The organism is Brevundimonas vancanneytii (assembly GCF_901421975.1).
Taxonomy (GTDB): Bacteria; Pseudomonadota; Alphaproteobacteria; order Caulobacterales; family Caulobacteraceae; genus Brevundimonas; species Brevundimonas diminuta.
This window is the reverse complement of the sequence record NZ_LR588407.1, coordinates 2,730,974-2,749,392: the sequence shown is the minus strand read 5'-3', so window position 1 is coordinate 2,749,392 and position 18,419 is coordinate 2,730,974. Positions and strand designations below refer to the sequence as shown.

General features: G+C 68.2%; 16 protein-coding genes and 1 pseudogene. 6 read left to right on the top strand and 11 right to left on the bottom strand.

Annotation, left to right across the window (positions count from 1 at the left end; genetic code table 11):
* Positions 1-129 precede the first annotated feature (129 nt).
* The 3 genes from putA to FGL25_RS13615 all read left to right on the top strand — a co-directional run bounded on the left by putA (position 130) and on the right by FGL25_RS13615 (position 5,764).
* Positions 130-3,240: a bifunctional proline dehydrogenase/L-glutamate gamma-semialdehyde dehydrogenase PutA gene (putA, locus tag FGL25_RS13625; RefSeq protein WP_252970191.1), complete on the top strand. Its 3,111-nt coding sequence runs from the start codon at positions 130-132 to the stop codon at positions 3,238-3,240.
* Positions 3,241-3,415: 175 nt separating this feature from the next.
* On the top strand, positions 3,416-4,420 hold the full coding sequence (locus FGL25_RS13620) for a class I SAM-dependent methyltransferase (protein ID WP_138141995.1): 1,005 nt from the start codon (positions 3,416-3,418) through the stop codon (positions 4,418-4,420).
* Between the two features lie 126 nt (positions 4,421-4,546).
* Positions 4,547-5,764: a tetratricopeptide repeat protein gene (locus tag FGL25_RS13615; RefSeq protein ID WP_138141994.1), complete on the top strand. Its 1,218-nt coding sequence runs from the start codon at positions 4,547-4,549 to the stop codon at positions 5,762-5,764.
* Between the two features lie 10 nt (positions 5,765-5,774).
* Here FGL25_RS13615 and FGL25_RS13610 read toward each other — a convergent pair whose 3' ends face one another.
* On the bottom strand, positions 5,775-6,698 hold the full coding sequence (locus FGL25_RS13610) for a hydroxymethylglutaryl-CoA lyase (protein ID WP_138141993.1): 924 nt from the start codon (positions 6,696-6,698) through the stop codon (positions 5,775-5,777).
* On the bottom strand, positions 6,695-8,386 hold the full coding sequence (locus FGL25_RS13605) for an ArnT family glycosyltransferase (RefSeq protein WP_138141992.1): 1,692 nt from the start codon (positions 8,384-8,386) through the stop codon (positions 6,695-6,697). Before FGL25_RS13605 ends, FGL25_RS13610 begins: the two co-directional genes overlap by 4 nt.
* 104 nt (positions 8,387-8,490) lie before the next feature.
* On the opposite strand from FGL25_RS13605, the gene FGL25_RS13600 reads away from it, so the two are divergent.
* Positions 8,491-9,228 carry a glycosyltransferase family 2 protein gene (locus tag FGL25_RS13600; protein ID WP_003163952.1) on the top strand — a complete coding sequence of 246 codons (738 nt, stop codon included), beginning with the start codon at positions 8,491-8,493 and terminating at the stop codon, positions 9,226-9,228.
* A gap of 144 nt (positions 9,229-9,372) precedes the next feature.
* On the opposite strand, the gene FGL25_RS13595 is transcribed toward FGL25_RS13600, so the two are convergent.
* From FGL25_RS13595 to trhA, 3 genes are all read right to left on the bottom strand, one after another.
* Entirely contained in the window at positions 9,373-9,738 is a 366-nt protein-coding gene (locus tag FGL25_RS13595) for a hypothetical protein (protein ID WP_138141991.1), read from the bottom strand.
* Between the two features lie 7 nt (positions 9,739-9,745).
* Entirely contained in the window at positions 9,746-10,327 is a 582-nt protein-coding gene (gene phaR / locus FGL25_RS13590; RefSeq protein ID WP_138142456.1) for a polyhydroxyalkanoate synthesis repressor PhaR, read from the bottom strand.
* A gap of 121 nt (positions 10,328-10,448) precedes the next feature.
* Positions 10,449-10,982, bottom strand: a complete 534-nt coding sequence (gene trhA, locus FGL25_RS13585) for a PAQR family membrane homeostasis protein TrhA (RefSeq protein ID WP_252970190.1) — start codon at positions 10,980-10,982, stop codon at positions 10,449-10,451.
* A 61-nt stretch (positions 10,983-11,043) separates the two neighbouring features.
* Between trhA and FGL25_RS16900 the strand changes: the two genes are divergently transcribed.
* Entirely contained in the window at positions 11,044-11,247 is a 204-nt protein-coding gene (locus FGL25_RS16900; protein ID WP_167493256.1) for a hypothetical protein, read from the top strand.
* 80 nt (positions 11,248-11,327) lie between these two features.
* Positions 11,328-12,501 (top strand): annotated as a pseudogene (locus tag FGL25_RS18015) (acetyl-CoA C-acetyltransferase).
* Positions 12,502-12,617: 116 nt separating this feature from the next.
* Here FGL25_RS18015 and FGL25_RS17025 read toward each other — a convergent pair.
* The 6 genes from FGL25_RS17025 to FGL25_RS13550 form a co-directional block, all read right to left on the bottom strand.
* Positions 12,618-13,073, bottom strand: a complete 456-nt coding sequence (locus FGL25_RS17025) for a hypothetical protein (protein WP_197733851.1) — start codon at positions 13,071-13,073, stop codon at positions 12,618-12,620.
* 435 nt (positions 13,074-13,508) lie between these two features.
* Positions 13,509-14,933: a S8 family peptidase gene (locus tag FGL25_RS17020; RefSeq protein ID WP_197733850.1), complete on the bottom strand. Its 1,425-nt coding sequence runs from the start codon at positions 14,931-14,933 to the stop codon at positions 13,509-13,511.
* Between the two features lie 81 nt (positions 14,934-15,014).
* On the bottom strand, positions 15,015-15,884 hold the full coding sequence (gene dapD, locus FGL25_RS13565; RefSeq protein WP_138141989.1) for a 2,3,4,5-tetrahydropyridine-2,6-dicarboxylate N-succinyltransferase: 870 nt from the start codon (positions 15,882-15,884) through the stop codon (positions 15,015-15,017).
* Entirely contained in the window at positions 15,881-16,594 is a 714-nt protein-coding gene (locus FGL25_RS13560; RefSeq protein ID WP_138141988.1) for a pyrimidine 5'-nucleotidase, read from the bottom strand. Before FGL25_RS13560 ends, dapD begins: the two co-directional genes overlap by 4 nt.
* The gene (argB, locus tag FGL25_RS13555; RefSeq protein ID WP_128720705.1) at positions 16,591-17,520 is read right to left on the bottom strand and encodes an acetylglutamate kinase; all 930 of its coding nucleotides are present in this window, start codon (positions 17,518-17,520) and stop codon (positions 16,591-16,593) included. Before argB ends, FGL25_RS13560 begins: the two co-directional genes overlap by 4 nt.
* Before the next feature lie 74 nt (positions 17,521-17,594).
* Positions 17,595-18,419 (bottom strand): sulfotransferase family protein, encoded by an 825-nt coding sequence (locus FGL25_RS13550; protein ID WP_138141987.1) that lies wholly within the window; start codon positions 18,417-18,419, stop codon positions 17,595-17,597.

Here is an 18,419-nt window from a genome sequence, read left to right as displayed (position 1 = left end):
TCATTTCTGGTTGAGGGTTTTTCCAGAAGATTCTACGCGTCGCCGAATTCTGTGCGGCGTATGTCGCAATCATGCGATGCACATTCGGTCTCAGTCGCCATATATGCGGAAATTCACAGGATGGATTTCATGACGCCGACCGATCTTCGCCATTGGGATGAGCTGGACCGGAACAAGTACCGGGACGAACGTGAGGTGGTGGCCGAACTGCTAGCCGCCGAACCCTTGACGCCTGACGGTCGCGCGGCGGTCCTGAACGATGCTGTCGGCTTGGTCGAAAGCGCCCGCAAGAGCCAGAAGCGCCAGGGCGTGGTCGAAAGCTTCCTGCAGGAATTCAGCCTGGGCACCCGCGAAGGTCTGGCCCTGATGTGCCTGGCTGAGGCCCTGCTGCGAACGCCTGACGCCGACACCCGCGACCGCCTGATCGCCGAGAAGATCGGCTCCGCCGACTGGGCCAGCCACATGGGCCAGTCCGACAGCCTGTTCGTCAACGCCTCGACCTGGGGCCTGATGCTGACCGGCAAGCTGGTGGACGTCGACGATGAAGCCCGCAGCGACCTGCCGAACTTCCTCAAGCGTCTGGTCGGGCGTCTGGGCGAGCCGGTCATCCGCCAGGCCGTCGCCACCGCCGTCAAGATCATGGGCGAGCAGTTCGTTGTCGGCCGCACCATCGAGGCGGCCCTGAAGCGTTCGGATCGCGAGAACTGGCTGTGCAGCTTCGACATGCTGGGCGAGGGCGCCCGCACCGCCGCCGACGCCGAGCGCTATGAAAAGATCTACGCCGACGCCATCGAGGCCGTGGGCAAGACCGCCAAGGGCGAAGGCCCCGAGCGCGGCCACGGCGTCTCGGTCAAGCTGTCGGCCCTGTCGCCGCGCTATCAGGCGGTGCAGGAAGACCGGGTGTGGGAAGAGCTGTATCCCCGCATCCTGCGCCTGGCGCTGATCGCCGCCAAATACGACATCAACTACACCATCGACGCAGAAGAGGCCGACCGTCTGGCCCTGTCGCTGAAGCTGCTGGAGCGGCTGGCGCGCGAACCGGCGCTGGGCGACTGGCAGGGGCTCGGCCTGGCGGTTCAGGCCTATCAGAAGCGCACGACCGAGACGGTGGCCAAGCTGGCCGAACTGGCCAAGTCCTCGGGCCGTCGCCTGATGGTGCGCTTGGTCAAGGGCGCCTATTGGGACACTGAGATCAAGCTGGCCCAGGTCAACGGCCGCACCGACTATCCGGTCTTCACGACCAAGCCGGCGACCGACCTGAACTATCTGGTCTGCGCCAAGGCGCTGATCGAGGCCTCGCCCTACATCTTCTCGCAGTTCGCCACACACAACGCCCACACCCTGGCTGCCGTGCACCGCATGGCCGCCGATCGCGGCGTGACCATCGAGTTCCAGCGTCTGCACGGCATGGGCGAGGCCCTCTATGACGGCGCCAAGGCCGAGTGGGGCGACGTGGTCGTGCGCGCCTACGCCCCCGTCGGCGGCCACGAAGAACTGCTGCCCTACCTGGTGCGCCGCCTGCTGGAGAACGGCGCCAACTCCTCCTTCGTCCACGCCCTGCTGGACGAGCGCGTGCCTGCGGCCGACGTGGCCGCCGATCCCATCACCTCGGTCGAGGCCCAGCCTGACCGCCATCCGAAGATCCCTGTACCCATGAACATCTACGGTGACCGCCAGAACTCCCTCGGCCGCGACTATTCGCAGGCTTCCGACCGCGAGCGTCATGCGGCGGCTCTGGAGCGCGTCGACAGCGAGAAGCTGACCGCCGGCCCGATCATCGGCGGCAAGCTGCGCGCCGGGGTGAACGCCCAGGACGTCACCAACCCCTATGACCGCTCGCGCGTGCTGGGCCATGTGTCGGAAGCCTCGGTCGAAGACGTCGATCTGGCCGTCAACACCGCCGCCAATGCTCAGCTCGCCTGGGATCGTCTGGGCGGCGCGGGCCGCGCACCCGTCCTGCGCGCCATGGCCGACGCCCTGGAAGCCGATCTGGACCGTCTGGTCGCCCTGCTGTCGCGTGAAGCGGGCAAGACGCTGAACGACGGCGTGGCCGAGGTGCGCGAAGCCGCAGACTTCTGCCGCTACTACGCCTTGCTGGCCGAGCGCGACTTCGGCGGGCGCCAGACCCTGAAGGGCCCGACCGGCGAGACCAACGAACTGGTCCTTCACGGCCGCGGCGTCTTCGCCTGCATCAGCCCGTGGAACTTCCCGCTGGCCATCTTCACCGGCCAGATCGCCGCTGCGCTCGCCGCCGGCAACGCCGTCGTGGCCAAGCCCGCCGAGCAGACGCCGCTGATCGCCGCCGAAGCGGTGCGCCTCTACTACAAGGCCGGTCTGAACCCCGACCTGCTGGCCCTGGTCCCCGGCCGCGGCGAGACCGTCGGCGCCGCCCTGACCAACCATCCGGGCGTCGACGGCGTGGCCTTCACCGGCGGCACCGACACCGCCTCGGCGATCAACCGCGGCCTGGCCGCCCGTCCGGGCGCCATCATCCCCTTCATCGCTGAGACGGGCGGCCTGAACGGCATGTTCGTCGACACCACGGCGCTGAAGGAACAGATCATCGACGACGTCATCCTGTCGGCCTTCGGCTCGGCCGGTCAGCGTTGCTCGGCCCTGCGCGTCCTCTATGCGCCCAAGGATTCGGCCGACGCCCTGATCGAGGGCCTGAAGGGCGCCCTGGCCGCCCAGGTGCTGGGCGACCCGACCGACGCCAAGACCGACATCGGCCCGGTGATCGACGCCGAAAGCCGCGCCAACCTGGAAGCCCACGTCGAGCGCCTGTCCAAGGAAGCCAAGATCATCGCCCGCGCGGAACTGCCGGCCGGCGCCGACAAGGGCGACCTGTTCGCCCCGACCATCGCCGAGATCCCGACCCCGGACTTCCTGGAGCGCGAAGTCTTCGGCCCGATCCTGCACGTCTACCGCTATGAGCCGAAGGACCTGGAAAAGGTCGCTGGCAAGCTGGCGGCGCGCGGCTTCGGTCTGACGCTGGGCGTCCACAGCCGCATCGACGCCTTCGCGAAGGAAGTGATGGAACTGGTCCCGGCAGGCAACGTCTACGTCAACCGCTCGATCATCGGCGCGGTGGTCGGCGTGCAACCGTTCGGCGGCGAAGGCCTCAGCGGCACCGGCCCCAAGGCCGGCGGCCCCAACAGCCTGATCCGCTACGCCGCTGAAAAGGCCATCAGTATCAACATCGCCGCCCAGGGCGGCGATCCGGCGCTGCTGAACCTGTAAAGATGATCGCTGCAGCGTGCTCTCGTCAGTGCGCTGCAGCGGTTTCACGCCCCGGCGCGGGGGCTGGAGTTTTCATTCAGAACAACGCTTCACAAGCGTAGGTCTATGCTTTCCTCTGCGTGCTGTTTGCCATGCGTTCGTTGAACGCGGTGTGAAGTAACGAGGGGAAGCCGGAATGAGTGATTTTGTGAAGCGGGCGGGTCACTTCTTCCGACAGATCAATCGGCTTCCGGGGCGGACGACGCAGCTGGAGCGAAAGGTGGACCGTCTGCTGAAGCAGGTCGTGGAGATGCGGCGGGAAAACCTTCTGTTGCTCGACACACTGTCGTTTCCTACACGGGAGCAATGGCTTGGCCAGCCGCCGCTCATCGCTGGCGAGCCCGGGCAGATGGTCTTCGCCTCGGCCGCCATGTGTCGGCAGGACAGCTTTCGCCAGCCCTATTTTTCCTACTGGACGACGCGGCTCGGGGATTCCCTGAGGTATCACCGCAAACTCTGGGAGTTCGTCTTCATCGCCCAGGCCTTGTGGGAACGCGGCGTCGTCATCTCTGGGCGTCGAGGGCTGGGCTTCGGCGTCGGTATTGAACCCCTGTCGGCCTTTTTTGCGTCTCAGGATGTGAGGGTCACGGCGACGGACCTGATGTTCGAAGGCGCGGCGAGTCTGGGGTGGACCGATACGAACCAGCATGCCGCTGGCAAGGAGGCGCTTCGTAAGCCGGCGATCTGTCCCGACGACCTGTTCGATCGCAATGTCGAGTTCCGCGAGTGCGACATGAACGCCGTGCCGGACGATTTGACGGGGTACGATTTCTGCTGGTCAGCCTGTGCTCTCGAGCATCTGGGCTCCATCGAGAAGGGCCTGGCTTTCATCGAGCGCTCGGTTCAGTGCCTGAAACCTGGCGGCTGGGCGATTCATACGACCGAGTTCAACGTCACGTCGAACTTCGAGACGGTGGATCACATGGAAACCGTGCTGTTCCGTCGCCGTGACCTGGAAGCGTTGGCGGAGCGCTTGCGGGCGCAGGGCCATTTCGTCGCCCCGATAGACTGGAGTCCGGGAGCGGAGCCTCTGGACCGCTACTACGATATCGCGCCTTACAAGGAGCAACCGCACCTCAAGATGGCGCTGAGCGGTTTCGGCGCCACCTCCATAGGCTTCATCGTTCAGCGCGGTCGCTAGCCCTGTTGTGAAACTGCTGCTGTTTTCTTAGGACGGGACGGGGCTGTCGCCAGGCGCCGATCGTTGTGCGCGGCAATCTTCGCGACCGCCCAAATTCGGTCTAAGGAGTCCGGTCAAGGAGACCGAATGCTTGACCTCTTCCGCAGCGACAACGTCGTTGTCCGCAGCATACCCGCCTCGGACGTCAGCCGTTGGGTTGTGACCTTTGATAACTACGGTATCGGTCACGGGTTCGACCGTCCGGGGTTCGGCCAAGAGTTCTTGCACAGCGCGGGAATCTCGGCCGTTCATGTGCTAGGCGCACGTGAGGACTGGTATCAGTACCCAGAGATGGCGGCTGCGATGGCGAGCGTGCGTCAATCAGTGGCGGGCGCTGATCGGGTCATGACCTATGGCTCCAGCATGGGCGGTTACGCCGCCTTGCGTTTTGCTGACGCTGCGGGCGCCAACGCTGCTCTGGCGCTGTCGCCCCAGTATTCGATCGATCCCAGGAAGGCGCCCTTCGAGAAGCGCTGGATTCAAGACAGCCGACGCATCCGCTGGCTGCCCGAGATCGACGGTCAGCTGACCTGTGCGGCGCGCCCCGTCGTGGTGTTCGATCCTACCGCGGAGGATGGGCGACATGTCGCCCTCATTCAGAAGCATATCGCGATCACGGCGATCAGCCTGCCCTACGTCTCGCATCCGGCGACGACCTATCTGGGGGAGGTCGGGCTGCTTAAGCCGCTGGTCTTGCAAACCTTGTCGGGCGAGTTGGACGGGCCGGCCTTTAATCGTGAAGGGCGTTTGGCGCGGCGTCGAAGCAGCCTGTATATTTCCAACCTCGCCCAATCACAGCCCAGCCATCGACAAGGGCTGGCGCTGTCCCTGGCGCGCTTGTCGGTCGAGAAGGCGCCCAGCAATCCGCTGACGGGGGTGGCTCTCGCGCGTATCCTGTCGCGAGCCGGCGAACACGACCAGGCGGTCGCCGAGATGGAGCGCGTGACGGTCTTGACGAGGGGCGATCCGAACTATCTCGTTCATTTTGTGAATGCCTTGATGGCGGCGAACCGGCCGGCCGAGGCTCTGTCGACCGCACGAGAGGTGGTCAACGCCTGGCCGCATATGGCGCATCTGCATGCGTGGGAAAGTGCGGTGCTGTGGGCCGCCGGCGAGTATGACGCCGCTGTCGAGGCGACGACGCGGGCGATCACGCTCGATCCTCAGGACAAGAAATATCCTCGGCTGTTGAAGAACTATCGACAGAAGATGGCTGGAGCGCGGGTGCAGCCTTCGGGGCCTTGGCGTTGGATCAGGCGGTGGTCCGCAAGCCTGGCTCGCGCCCGACCACAGTCGGCGCCGTAGCGGTTCGGGATCAACCGGCTCCGCGCGGCCACCCGCCCGCGCGGCTGAGCGCGCTGGGGTTGGGTTTGCCGATCCGGCCGCCGATCCAGCGGGCCGCAGCGATCAGGGCGTCCAGGTCGTAGCCGGTCGAATAGCCCGCGCGCTCCAGCATGTAGACTAGATCCTCGGTGGCGATGTTGCCGGTCGCGCCGGGCGCGAAGGGGCAGCCGCCGATGCCGCCGACCGAGGCGTCCAGCACGTCCACGCCCGCCTCCACGCCCGCATAGGCGTTGGCGAGGCCCGTGTTGCGGGTGTCGTGGAAGTGAAGGCGCAGGGTGGCGTCGGGCGCGGCCTTGCGGGCGGCTTCGACCTTCTTCGTCACGCTCCACGGATCGCCGACGCCGATGGTGTCGGCCAAGGCGATCTCTTCGACGCCCAGGGCGGCGATGCGGGCGACCAACTCGCTGACCTGCTGCACCGAGACCTCGCCGTCGAACGGGCAGCCCCAGACGCAGGACAGGGTGGCCGACAGCTTGGGCGTCGCGCCTGGCGCGCCTTCAGCGTTGGCGCGGCCGGCGATGATGTCGGACAGCATCTGCACCTGCTGGTCGACGCTGAGGCCCTGGTTCTTCAGGCCGAAGCCGTCGGTGGCCGACATGGCGACGTTGACCTCGTCCACCGCCGTGCCCAGGGCGCGGTCATAGCCCTTGCCGTTCAAGACCAGGCCGATGCGGCTGCGGCCCTCGGTGCGGGGCAGGGCGGCCATGACCTCTTCGGCGCCCGCCATCTGGGGCACGTATTTGGGGTGGACGAAGCTGACAGCCTCGATACGCCGGGCCCCGGCCGCCTCCAGCCGCTGGACGAAGTCGGCGCGGACGGCCGGCTCCAGCACCGTCTTCTCGTTCTGCAGGCCGTCGCGCGGGCCGACCTCGACGATCTGGATGAAGCGGCTCATCGGCGGGGGCTCCCCTGGTTCGTGCTCCGCTGGCCCGATCCGGCGGGAGCGTAGACGGTCAGGCGCACGTCGTCGCCCGAGGAATAGTTGTGGCCGCTGACCACGCCGACGGCGCGCCCGGCGGCGCCCAGATCGGCCAGGGCGCGGCGGAAGGCTTCGTCGTCGCGGGCCTCGACGATGGCGGGGCGGCCCTCGGCCAGGGCGCGCGCGGCTCCGGCCCCGTCGGTCAGCTGGGTGTCCTTGCCGGTCAGGAAGACGAAGCTGGGCTCATGGAAGGTGGTGATGGCCACCGGCCCCGGATAACGGCCCTGGGCCGGGTTCAGCTCGGCCGAGTCCAGCGTCTGCACCAGGCGCGGCGCGATCGACAGCGGACGCAGCTGGCGGATGGTCCCGGCCAGGCCCGCGTGGGCCAGTATGCCGAAGACGAGGGCGATCAGCACCCCGGTGATGGCCGCGCGGTTGACCAGCAGGAAGCCGCCCACGGCGGCGGCCATGACGGCGAAGACGATGGTGACCGTGGCCCAGGTCTGGGCGGTCGAGCGGCCGAACTCAGTCAGGCCGTAGACGGTGATCAGGCAGATGACCACGGCGGCGAACAGGCCCAGCAAGGCGCCGGTCGCGCGCGAGACCTTGCCGATCGGCTGGGTCAGGGCGGCGGCGGCCAGCAGGGCGATCGCCCCGAAGGTCGGCAGGGTGTAGTGCCACAGCTTGGTCGGCGCCAGCTCGAACATCAGCCAGGCCGGGACCAGCCAGCAGACGGCGAAGCGGATCGCGGGTTCGGCCCGGCGATGCCAGCCTGTCGACAGGGCGGCGGGCAGCATCAGGGTGACGGGGAACAGCAGAAGCGGCGACAGCAGCACATACATGCCGGGGAAGCCGCCGTGGCTTTCGTGGGCGCCCGCGATCTTGGGCGCCAGGTCGCCGCCGATGGCCTCGCGCCAGAAGCCGCCGTCGGTGGCGATGGTGATGGCGATGGCCCAGGGGCCGACCAGCAGGGCCACCAGCGGCAGCCCCCAGCCCCAGCCCAGCTGGCCCAGCCATTTGATGTTCCGATCCCACAGCGACAGGGCGATGACGGTCAGGGCCACGACCAGCAGGCCGATCGGCCCCTTGATCAGGATGGACAGGCCGATGCCCGCCCAGAACAGCAGCTTGTGCAGCCGGTTCGCCTTCTCGCCCGCCCGCGTGGACATGTAGATGCGCGCCAGCGCCGCCATCGACAGGGTGGTCAGACCCGCCAGCATGGCGTCGGTCTTGGCGATGCCCGCCTCGGTCGACAGTAGGAAGGTCGCGCCCAGCATGGCGCCCGCCAGGAAGCCCGCCCTCTGGCCGAACAGGGCCGCGCCCGCCCAGGCCACGGCCCAGGCCGCCAGCATGGCCCCCAGCAGTGACGGCAGGCGATAGGGCTGGATGTTGCGGTCCTCGACGTCCGAGGTCGCGGCCACGGCCGCCGCCTGCATCCAGTAGATGCCGATGGGCTTCTTCCAGCGCGGATCGTCCTGGAAGCGGATGTCGACATAGTCGCCGCCTTCCAGCATCTGGGCCGTCGCCTGGGCGAAGCGGCTCTCGTCCCGGTCCAGCGGCGGCAGCAGCATCAGGCTGGGCAGGCCGGCGATCAGGGCCAGCAGGGCCGCAAGGACAGGGCCGCGCCAGCCGGCGATGTAATGATCCAGGTTCGGGCGGTTCATGCCGCTGTCGTATCACGCCGGATGCGGCGCCCGGAAGCTTCAGCTTCTTCATCGGCTGTGGACGCGCCGTTTCGCCGAAGGCCGGCCTGCGCTAAAGAGCGTCGATGATCGACCGCTCCGCTTCTTCGCCCGACATTTCCGTCGTCGTGCCCGTGCATGATGAATCCGGCGCCGCCGTGCCCTTGGCGCGCGAAATCGCCGAGGCTTTCGCCGGGCGGTCCTATGAGATGATCTTCGTCAACGACGCCAGCCGGGACACGACCCTGGCCGAGCTTCAGGCGGCGATGGCCGAACTGCCCGCCCTGCGGGTGCTGTCGCACGGGACCAATGCGGGGCAGAGCCGGGCGGTGCGCACCGGAGTGCTAGCCGCGCGGGCGCCGATCGTGGTGACGCTGGACGGCGACGGCCAGAACCCGCCCGCCGATGCGCCGCGTCTGGCCGACGCCTTGCTGGCCGCGCCGCCCAACGTCGCCCTGGTCGGCGGGGTGCGCGCCAAGCGTCAGGACACCAACGCCAAGCGCCAGGCGTCGCTATGGGCCAACCGCATCCGCAAGAAGCTGCTGGGCGACGACGCCGACGACACCGGCTGCGGGCTGAAGGCGTTTCGCCGCGACGTCTTCCTGCGGCTGCCCTACTTCGATCACATCCACCGCTATCTGCCCGCCTTGATGATCCGCGAGGGGTATGAGAACCGCTACCTCGACGTCGACCACCGCCACCGCGAGACGGGCCGGTCGAAATACACCAACTGGGGGCGGCTGCGGGCGTCCTTCTCGGACCTGCTGGGCGTGATGTGGTTGAAGTCCCGCTCGCGCCGTCCGGGCGACATCAGCGAGTTCTGAGGCCGAAGGCCTAGCTGAACGCCAGAAAAATCACCGCCACCACGGTGACGTCGAGCAGGCGGGCGGCGAGGCTGAAAACGGCGGGCATGGCGCGATCCGAAGGCGGTTGAGCCTTGGCATACGCAAGTCGGGCGCCAGTCGGCGTCAGATCTCGGTCTTGCGTGATCGTCCCGGCGAGGGGCGCCGGTCGTGCCGCCCTGAATACTCCCGGCCCAGATAGGTGGTGCGTGCGGCGTCCAGCACCGGCGCGCCGCCCTTCAGCCCGCGCTTCTGCCCCGATTGACCCAGCACCTGGGCGGCGAAGGCCGCGGGCGGCGGAGGCGGGGTGACGGCAGGCTTTGCCGGGGAGGCGGCAGGATCGGCCACCTCGTCCGACGACGAGGCTTCGGTCGGAACCAGGGCGCGCGCGCGCCGCCGCTCGCGATGGCGGCGGTCGCCTTCGCGACGATCGTCCACGACAGGGTCGTTCAGCGGCCCCGACGCGCCGATAGGACGGATTTCATCCGTCACCTCGGCCTCAGCTCTTGGATTGGGCGAGGCGGTCGATCTGAGCCCGCATCTCGTCCATCTGGCGGCGCATCTCGTCCAGGGCCGCGCCTTCCTTGGCCGGTTCAGCCTTGGGTTCGGCGGCGGGCGCTTCGGCCGCCTCGCCTTCCGGGCGACCATAGGCGAAGCCGGGGAACATCCGCATGGCGCGCTCGAACATGGCCATGTTCTGGCGCACGGCCTCTTCCATCAGATTGCCGCCGGGCGCGGCGGCGAAGGCGCGCGTGAACTGGCCGCGCAGTTGTTCCTGCTGGCGCGTGAACGTATCCAGCGACATCTCCAGATACGACGGCAGCACCCCCTGCATGGAGTTGCCGTAGAAGCCGATCAGCTGACGCAGGAACTGCACCGGCAGCAGGGCCTCGCCGCGGCTTTCTTCCTCGAAGATGATCTGGGTCAGGATCTGGCGCGTCAGATCGTCGTTGGTCTTGGCGTCATAGACGACGAATTCCACGCCTTCGCGCACCATGCGGGCCAGATCGTCCAGCGTCACATAGGCGCTGGTGGCGGTGTTGTAGAGCCGCCGGTTCGCATACTTCTTGATGACGACCATGCCGTCACGGGTTTTTCCGCCCTCGGATTTCTTGTCGGTCACGCTTGTTCTCGCGATGTTGCAACGCCCAAGCATCCCGCATTGCGCGCGCGAAGGCGAGTCCCGTCTTTGACGCGTGGAGTCAGGCCTGGACCAGCACCACGCCGATCAGCACGGCGGCCCAGTGCACGCCCGCGCCGGTGACGACGAAGCCGTGCCAGATGGCGCGCCGGAACTTCACCTTCTGGCTGATGAAGACGAAGACGCCCGTCGTATAGATCAGTCCGCCCGCGACCAGCAGGCCCAGCGCCAGCGGGTGCACGGTCTCGATCATCGGTTTCAGCGCGAACACCGCCACCCAGCCGAACAGGACGTAGATCACGCTCCAGAAGGCGTCGGACAGGCGCGGCGCCAGCATCTTCACCCCCGCGCCGACGATGGCCATGGTCCACACCGCCAGGGTGAAGCCCACGGACCAGGCGCCCTCGAACCTGACGGCGGTGAAGGGGGTGTAGCTGCCCGCGATCATCAGGAAGATGGCCGCCTCGTCCAGCCGCCGCAGCACCGGCCGCGCCGCGCACGGATGGGTCAGGTTGTAGACGGTCGAGGCCGCCAGCATGGCCACCAGACACAGGGCGTAGATCGCCGTCGACCACCGCTGCGCCCACGCCCGCATAGACGCTGGCCAGAACGGCCAGAACCACGCCGCCCGCCGCCGCCAGCGCCAGGCCCACGACATGCACCCACAGATCGGCCAGGCGCTCGGCCCGCGTCTGGTAGTGTTCGATCATGTCCAGATCGTCGGGGGTGCAGATACGGCGGGCGAGGGCTTTCAGCATGGTGAGGCTTTCGGCAAGATCACGTCTCCTTCCCTTTCTGAAAGCGCGGCACGGGGCATCGTTCCCGGCCGATGGTGCGGCGCGGTGATGACGTTTTGCTGATTGCTGCATCGCAACAGGTGACGTGCGCCTGCGAATGCGGCACAACCTCGCGCAAAGAATTTCTCCAGGGAGTGAATAAAATGACCGACGTCGTCATCGTCTCCGCCGCCCGCACGCCGGTCGGCTCCTTCCTCGGCGCCCTGTCGACCCTTCCGGCCTCCAAGCTGGGCGGGGTCGCCATCAAGGCGGCGCTGGAGCGCGCTGGCGTGGCCGCTTCCGATGTGGATGAAGTGATCCTGGGCCAGGTGCTGCAGGCGGGCGCGGGCCAGGGCCCGGCGCGTCAGGCCGCCATCGGCGCGGGCCTGGCCAATGAAACCCCGGCCTGGAGCCTCAATCAGCTGTGCGGCTCGGGCCTGCGCGCCGTGGCCCTGGCCTATCAGCAGATCGTGCAGGGCGACGCCAGGATCGTCGTCGCGGGCGGTCAGGAGAGCATGAGCCAGTCGCCGCACACGGCCCAGCTTCGTAACGGCCAGAAGATGGGCGAGCTGGCCTTCAAGGACAGCATGCTTCAGGACGGCCTGATCGACGCCTTCCACGGCTATCACATGGGCCAGACGGCCGAGAACATCGCCGCCAAATGGTCGATCGACCGCGCGTCTCAGGACGCCTTCGCCGTCGCCTCCCAGAACAAGGCCGAGGCCGCCCAGAAGGCGGGCAAGTTCGCCGACGAAATTGTCCCCGGTCGTCATCTCGACCCGCAAGGGCGATGTGGTCGTGGATCAGGACGAATACATCCGTCACGGCGCCACCCTCGAGGCGATGGAGAAGCTGAAGCCCGCCTTCGTCAAGGACGGCACCGGTGACGGCGGCCAACGCCTCGGGCATCAACGACGGCGCGGCGGCGCTGGTGCTGATGAGCGCCGATGAAGCCAAGGCGCGCGGCCTGGAGCCGCTGGCCCGCATCGCGTCGTGGGCCACGGCGGGCGTCGATCCCGCCATCATGGCACCGGCCCGATCCCGGCGTCGAAGAAGGCGTTGGAGAAGGCGGGCTGGACCGTCGCCGATCTGGACCTGATCGAATCCAACGAGGCCTTCGCCGCCCAGTCGCTGTGCGTGGTCAAGGAGCTGGGTCTCGACCCGGCCAAGGTGAACGTCAACGGCGGCGCCATCGCCATCGGCCACCCGGTCGGCGCTTCGGGCGCGCGCGTCCTGACGACGCTGCTGCACGAGATGAAGCGCTCGGGCGCGAAGAAGGGCCTGGCGACCCTGTGCATCGGCGGCGGCATGGGCGTGGCGATGTGCGTCGAGCGCTAAGCGTCACGATGCCAAGCTGAAACGACAAAGGCCGGCGAGCGATCGCCGGCCTTTTTTCCTGCGCCCCTAATCCCCGCTCATCCCGGCGGACGCCGGGACGAGCGGGAGGTGAGTGTTCAAAACCCCCGCCGCCAGCTGCCCAGCAGGGCGTAGCCGGTCGGGGCGCCCGCGCGGTGCTGCTCCTCGCGGCTGGCGACGGCCTCGAGCTGCAGCCAGGACCCGCCGGGCAGGGCGTGCAGGCTGCGCACGCTGAAGTCGATCTGCCGCCCCGACGGCGCGGCCGAAAAGCGTCGCTCCGAGAAGGTCACCGGGTCGAAATAGTCCAGCGGCGCGTCGGCCAGATAGGCGCTGAACGTCCCATCCTCGATCCGCAGCGGTTGGGAGATCTCCCACGTCAGGCTGCGGCAGCCCAGGGCCTTGGCGAAGGACCACGTCGGACAGGCCGACTGCAACGACGCCCGCCAGGTCGAGCTGAGCGCCGGGGCCGACAGGTGCAGGAACCGCCCCTTCCAGTTCGGTGCGGCCGAAGCCCGCCTCGCCCGACAGGGTGAGGCCGCGTCCCAGGTCCACATCCGCCCCGACCGCCGCAAAGCGGGTGCGCGACGGCAGGGCGAAGTCCGACTGCGTCGGCAGATAGGCCCCCAGCGGCCCCATCCGCTCGTCCAGAGCCCCGAGACTGAACGACCAGTCCCCCTCGGTCTTGGCCGCCGCTCTCGGCGCGCCAGTCCAGTCCGGCGCGGGCGTAGGTCGAGGCGTCGCGCTCGACCGGACGCAGGGGGGCGCGCCGGTCGCCCGATCCGCTCTCGGCGCTGAAGGTCAGGGCGCCGAAACTAAAGGCGCCGCGCAGGGCGTGGTCGGCCTGGCTCAGCGCCACGAAGCCGTCGCCGGAGCCGCTGCGGAAGGGCGAGCGCGCCCCGCCCTGACCCTGCCACGCCGCGAAGGACAGCCGTCCCGCCTGAACGTCGAACAGGGCCTCGCTGCGTGGCTCGTCCCCCAGCCAGGGCGCGTCATAGGGGCCGTAACGCGCCACGACCGGCTCGGGCAGTTCGACCGGCACGGCGGCGGCCAGGGACAGTCGCGTCCCGCCCGGCGCATCCAGCGACACTTGCGACTGGCGCATGGGCGTCGGCGTCTCGGGCTGCCAGCTGCGGCGCGGCGCGGGGGCGATAGGCGTCGCCCAGGTCGACCCGGAACAGGCGCTCATATTCGTCATAGGCGATGGTGCTCAGCGCCCCGGTCCGACCCATCGCGTCCCCGAACGGACCCCCAACATGGGCGCCGGGCGCCACGGCGATGTTCACTGATGCGCCGGCCGCCATGGGCGAGGCGGTTGCGCCGACGGGCTGGAACGCGCGGGCGATATCCAGGGCTCCGCGCCCGAAGGTGACGTCGGTCCCCGCGTCGCCGAGATCCGCCCCGGTGCGCAGCAGAATGTCCACCGCCTCCCGTCCAGTCAGATTGGGGAAGGCCTCCAGCAGCAGGGCCAGGGCGCCCGCCACGGCGGGCGAGGCGAAGGAGGTGCCGTTGACCCGCCAGCAGCCGTCGCCTTCGCAGCCTACGATCACATCGACGCCCGGCGCCGTCAGATAGACGCCCTGCGAAACGCCCGCCTTATTGGAGAAATCGCCCAGTTGGCGCGCGCGATCATGGGCGCCGACGACGATGATGGAGCCGGCGAAGCGCGGGTCGCTGGCGTATCGGCCAGGCCATTCGGGATTGGCGCCCGCCTCGTTGCCGGCGGCGATGGCGAAGATGACCCCGGCGTTCACCGCGCGCTGCAGGGCCGCTTCGAATTGGGAGCCTAGAGGCGTCTCGCCGCCCAGGGACAGATTGATGATCTTGGCCCCGTTCTGAACCGCGTAGTCCAAAGAGCGCACCAGGTCGGATGATCGGAAACAGACCTTGTCGTCGGGGTCCGTGCAGTCGCTGACATCGGCGCGAATCGACAAGATGGTCGAGTTGAAGGCGACGCCGACGGTGCCGAAGCCGTTGAAAGGCGCAGCGATGATGCTGGAGACATTGGTCCCGTGGTCGTCCGCACCTTGCGGCTGGTTGCGGCCGGGCACCACATCGGTCGACAGGGGAGAGACGTTCCCCCCCAGATCCTGATGGTTCAGCTTGATGCCGCTGTCCACCACGGCGACGGTCACGCCGCGCCCGGTGGCGCCTCTCTGCCAGGCGCTCATGGCGCCGACGTCTCCGACGCCCCAGTTGCGCAGATATTCGGCGGACGTCGCGCTGGGGATGGCCGGAGGAGGAGGGGGCGGCGGAGGAGGAGGAGGAGGAGGAGGAGGCGGCGGAGGTGGAGGCGGCGGCGTGACGATGCCGCCGCCCGTTCCGCCGCCCCCGCCGCCGCAGGCTGCCAAGGGCAGGGCCAGCAGGCCCAGAACGCTGATAGAGACGGCGTATCGCCGCAGACGCTGAACGGACATGGTTCCCTCTCCCGAAACCTATCCAGCCATTAGGCTGGTTTCAGAGAGATTGACGAGTCCGTCCGATCCGGTGACGGACGATCAGTCGCGCAGCAGTTCGTTGACGCCGGTCTTGGCGCGGGTCTGGGCGTCGACGCGCTTGACGATGACGGCGCAATAGAGGCTCGGGCCGCCGTTCGGGTCAGGCAGGGCGCCCGGCACCACGACGGAATAGGCCGGCACCTCGCCGCGGAAGATCTCGCCCGTGGCCCGGTCGACGATCTTGGTCGAGGCCGACAGATAGACGCCCATGGCCAGGACCGCGCCCTCGCGCACGATGACGCCTTCGGCCACCTCGGCGCGGGCGCCGATGAAGCAGCCGTCCTCGATGATGGTCGGATTGGCCTGCAGCGGCTCCAGCACGCCGCCGATGCCGGCCCCGCCCGACAGGTGGACGTTCTTGCCGATCTGGGCGCACGAACCGACGGTGGCCCAGGCGTCGACCATCGAGCCTTCATCGACATAGGCGCCGATGTTCACGAAGGACGGCATCAGCACCACGTTCTTGCCGACATAGGCGCCGCGACGAACGACCGCGCCCGGCACCGAGCGGAAGCCCGCGGCCTGATAGTCGGCGGCGCTCCAATCGCCGAACTTGTTGGGCACCTTGTCCCAGAAGGGGCCGACGGCGACCGGATGATCGGCCGACAGCGGCAGGGTCGGGGCGTGGCCCGCGCGCATGATGACGTTGTCGTTCAGACGGAAGGACAACAGCACCGCCTTCTTCAGCCACTGGTGCGTGCTCCACACGCCGTCGGCGCCGCGCGAGGCGACGCGCGCCTGGCCGGAGTCCAGCAGGGCCAGGGCGGTGTCGACGGCGTCGCGCACTTCGCCGCGCGTGGCGGCCGAGACCTCGGCGCGGGCTTCCCAGGCGGCCTCGATGACGGATTCCAGGTGGGTCAGGTCGGTCATTGCGGATCTCCGTCCAGCATGGCGGTGGTCAGGAAGGGGCCGAGGGAGGCGGCCCGGTGTTGGATGTGGTCGCCCTCGGCGGTGAAGGCCTTGGTTCCGACCAGCACGGTGGTCATGCCCAGGTCGCGCGCCGGCTCCAGGTTCTTGGGCGTGTCCTCGAAGAAGCAGGCGGTCGCCGGATCGACGCCGAAACGCGCCAGCATCTTGTGGAAGGTGCGCGGGTCCGGCTTGGGGATCAGGTCGGCGTCCTCAAGCGCGAACACTCCGTCGAAGAAGGGCGTCAGCTCCAGCTTCTCCATCACCCGCTGGGCGTGACCGGCCGAGCCGTTGGTGAAGATCAGGCGCGGACCCTGCAGCCGCTCCAGCGCCGCATGCAGGCCGGGATCGGGCGCCAGCGCGTCCAGCGGCACGTCATGCACTTCGGCCAGGAAGTGATGCGGGTCGATCTCATAGTGCATCATCAGCCCGGCCAGGGAGGTGCCGTAGTCGTGCAGATAGCCGCGCTGCACCGACAGGGCCTCGGCCGATTCCAGGCCCGAGGTCCGCACGACGTATTGGTTGATGCGCTGCTCCACCTGACGCAGGAACTGCGTCTCCGGCGGGTACAGGGTGTTGTCCAGATCGAAGACCCAGGACCGCACATGGCGCAGGTCCGCGCCGATCTCGGTAGGCGCGGTTTCAGGCGCCGTCTTCGACGCCGAACCCGTCACTTCCGTCGGACCAGGGTGCCGGCGCCGTGCTCGGTGAACAGCTCGACCAGCATGGCGTGCGGGCGGCGCCCGTCCAGGATGACCACGGCCTCGACGCCCGCGCGGATGGCGGCCATGGCCGTCTCCAGCTTGGGGATCATGCCGCCGGTGGCGACGCCGTCGTCGATCAGGCCCTGCGCCTCGTCCAGCGTCATCTGGCGAATGATCTCGCCGTCGGCGCCCTTGACCCCCGGCACGTCGGTCAGCAGCAGCATCCGCTTGGCGTGCAGGGCGCCCGCGACGGCCCCGGCGACGGTGTCGGCGTTGACGTTGTAGGTCTGGCCGTCCTCGGCCACGCCGATGGGGGCGATGACCGGCACCCAGTCCTCGGTCTCCGAGGCGATCAGGCCCTTGATCAGCTTGGGATCGACCTTGGTCGGCTCCCCGACGAAGCCCAGGTCGACTTCGTGCTCGATCATGCTGTCGGGATCGCGCTTGGTGCGCTTGGTCTTCTCGACCGTCAGCAAGCCGGCGTCCTTGCCCGACAGGCCGACGCCGCGCACGTCGGCTTCCTTGCCGGCGACGGTGATCCAGTGGGCGATCTCTTTGTTGACCGCGCCGGACAGGACCATCTCGGCCACCGACATGGTGTCCTTGTCCGTCACGCGCAGGCCGTCGACGAAGGCCGACTTGACCCCCGCCTTGTCCAGCATGGCGCTGATCTGCGGCCCGCCGCCGTGGACCACCACGGGGTTCACGCCCATCAGCTTCAGCAGCACCACGTCCGCGGCGAATTGCTTCGCCACGGCGCTCTCGCCCATGGCGTGGCCGCCGTATTTGATGACCACGGTCTCGCGGTCATAGACTTGGATATAAGGCAGGGCCTCGGCGAGCGTCTTCGCCGTTTCCCAGCCGCGTTCCTCGGATTGCCGATCAGTCTCTATCATCGTGCGCCGCTCGATAGCCCCAAGGGCGGCGGGAGTCACGCATGAAGGCGTCTGAATCAAAGACGCATCAGGGTTCAGCGCGGGGCGTCCTCGAACACGGCGCAGGCCTGGTCGAAGTCGAAGCGAAGCTCGTCCAGCGCGCGGTGCAGATCGGGGTGCTCGCCATGACGGGACAACTGCAACAGGCCGTCATGCGCTCGGGCGATGCTGGCCGGGACCGGCGAGGTGTCCGACTGCCGCCGGAGGTCGCTGGACAGGAAGGCGTCGATCTCGGCCGAGACGGCGTCATCGAGATTGAGCGGCGTCGAGGACATCTGGCTGAGTTCGGCGAAATTCGCCCGCCATCTCGTCAGGAAGTCCGGCCACATGACGAATCGTCGGGGCAGGCCGCGCGAAGCGTGCTCGGCGTCCAGAACATGGCGCATCCACAGACGCAGGGCATGGCTGCGTCCCATGGTGTTGCGCGACACCAGGGAAGCCGCGACCTCTGACGGCGCGCGGAAGGGGCTGACGATCAGGAGATCATACCCGGCTTCGGTGAGCGCCTGGCGCCAGAAGGGAAAGAGCCGGCAGATGCGAGGGTCTTTGAGCACGATGGTCTCAGCAGCGCCGAACTCGTCGTGGATCAGGGCGGCGGCGTCTTTGCGCAGGGCGGCGTCGACCAGGATCGAACCCCCCGGGAGCGTCCGCCAGTCATGCCAGTTCGACCCTTCCTGAGCGAGCACTCGGTCATTGAAGTCGGCGACGGCGCTGCTTTCCCAGAAGCCTCTGGGGTTGTCTTCGGCGGCCGGCATCAGGTGTTTCGGCGCCGCCGCCCCCGCCAGCGCCAAGGCGCCCGCGACGGACGAGGTGCCGCTGCGATGCATCCCCAAGACGATCAGGGCCGTTTTCTTCGTCAT

Excerpts from the sequence above, each read along its gene's own strand:
- putA (WP_252970191.1), top strand. The coding sequence starts at position 130 with ATGACGCCGACCGATCTTCGCCATTGGGATGAGCTGGACCGGAACAAG.
- FGL25_RS13620 (WP_138141995.1), top strand. The coding sequence starts at position 3,416 with ATGAGTGATTTTGTGAAGCGGGCGGGTCACTTCTTCCGACAGATCAAT.
- FGL25_RS13615 (WP_138141994.1), top strand. The coding sequence starts at position 4,547 with ATGCTTGACCTCTTCCGCAGCGACAACGTCGTTGTCCGCAGCATACCC.
- FGL25_RS13610 (WP_138141993.1), bottom strand. The coding sequence starts at position 6,698 with ATGAGCCGCTTCATCCAGATCGTCGAGGTCGGCCCGCGCGACGGCCTG.
- FGL25_RS13605 (WP_138141992.1), bottom strand. The coding sequence starts at position 8,386 with ATGAACCGCCCGAACCTGGATCATTACATCGCCGGCTGGCGCGGCCCT.
- FGL25_RS13600 (WP_003163952.1), top strand. The coding sequence starts at position 8,491 with ATGATCGACCGCTCCGCTTCTTCGCCCGACATTTCCGTCGTCGTGCCC.
- phaR (WP_138142456.1), bottom strand. The coding sequence starts at position 10,327 with ATGGTCGTCATCAAGAAGTATGCGAACCGGCGGCTCTACAACACCGCC.
- trhA (WP_252970190.1), bottom strand. The coding sequence starts at position 10,982 with ATGCGGGCGTGGGCGCAGCGGTGGTCGACGGCGATCTACGCCCTGTGT.
- FGL25_RS16900 (WP_167493256.1), top strand. The coding sequence starts at position 11,044 with ATGCACCCACAGATCGGCCAGGCGCTCGGCCCGCGTCTGGTAGTGTTC.
- FGL25_RS17025 (WP_197733851.1), bottom strand. The coding sequence starts at position 13,073 with ATGTGGACCTGGGACGCGGCCTCACCCTGTCGGGCGAGGCGGGCTTCG.
- FGL25_RS17020 (WP_197733850.1), bottom strand. The coding sequence starts at position 14,933 with ATGTCCGTTCAGCGTCTGCGGCGATACGCCGTCTCTATCAGCGTTCTG.
- dapD (WP_138141989.1), bottom strand. The coding sequence starts at position 15,884 with ATGACCGACCTGACCCACCTGGAATCCGTCATCGAGGCCGCCTGGGAA.
- argB (WP_128720705.1), bottom strand. The coding sequence starts at position 17,520 with ATGATAGAGACTGATCGGCAATCCGAGGAACGCGGCTGGGAAACGGCG.
- FGL25_RS13550 (WP_138141987.1), bottom strand. The coding sequence starts at position 18,419 with ATGACGAAGAAAACGGCCCTGATCGTCTTGGGGATGCATCGCAGCGGC.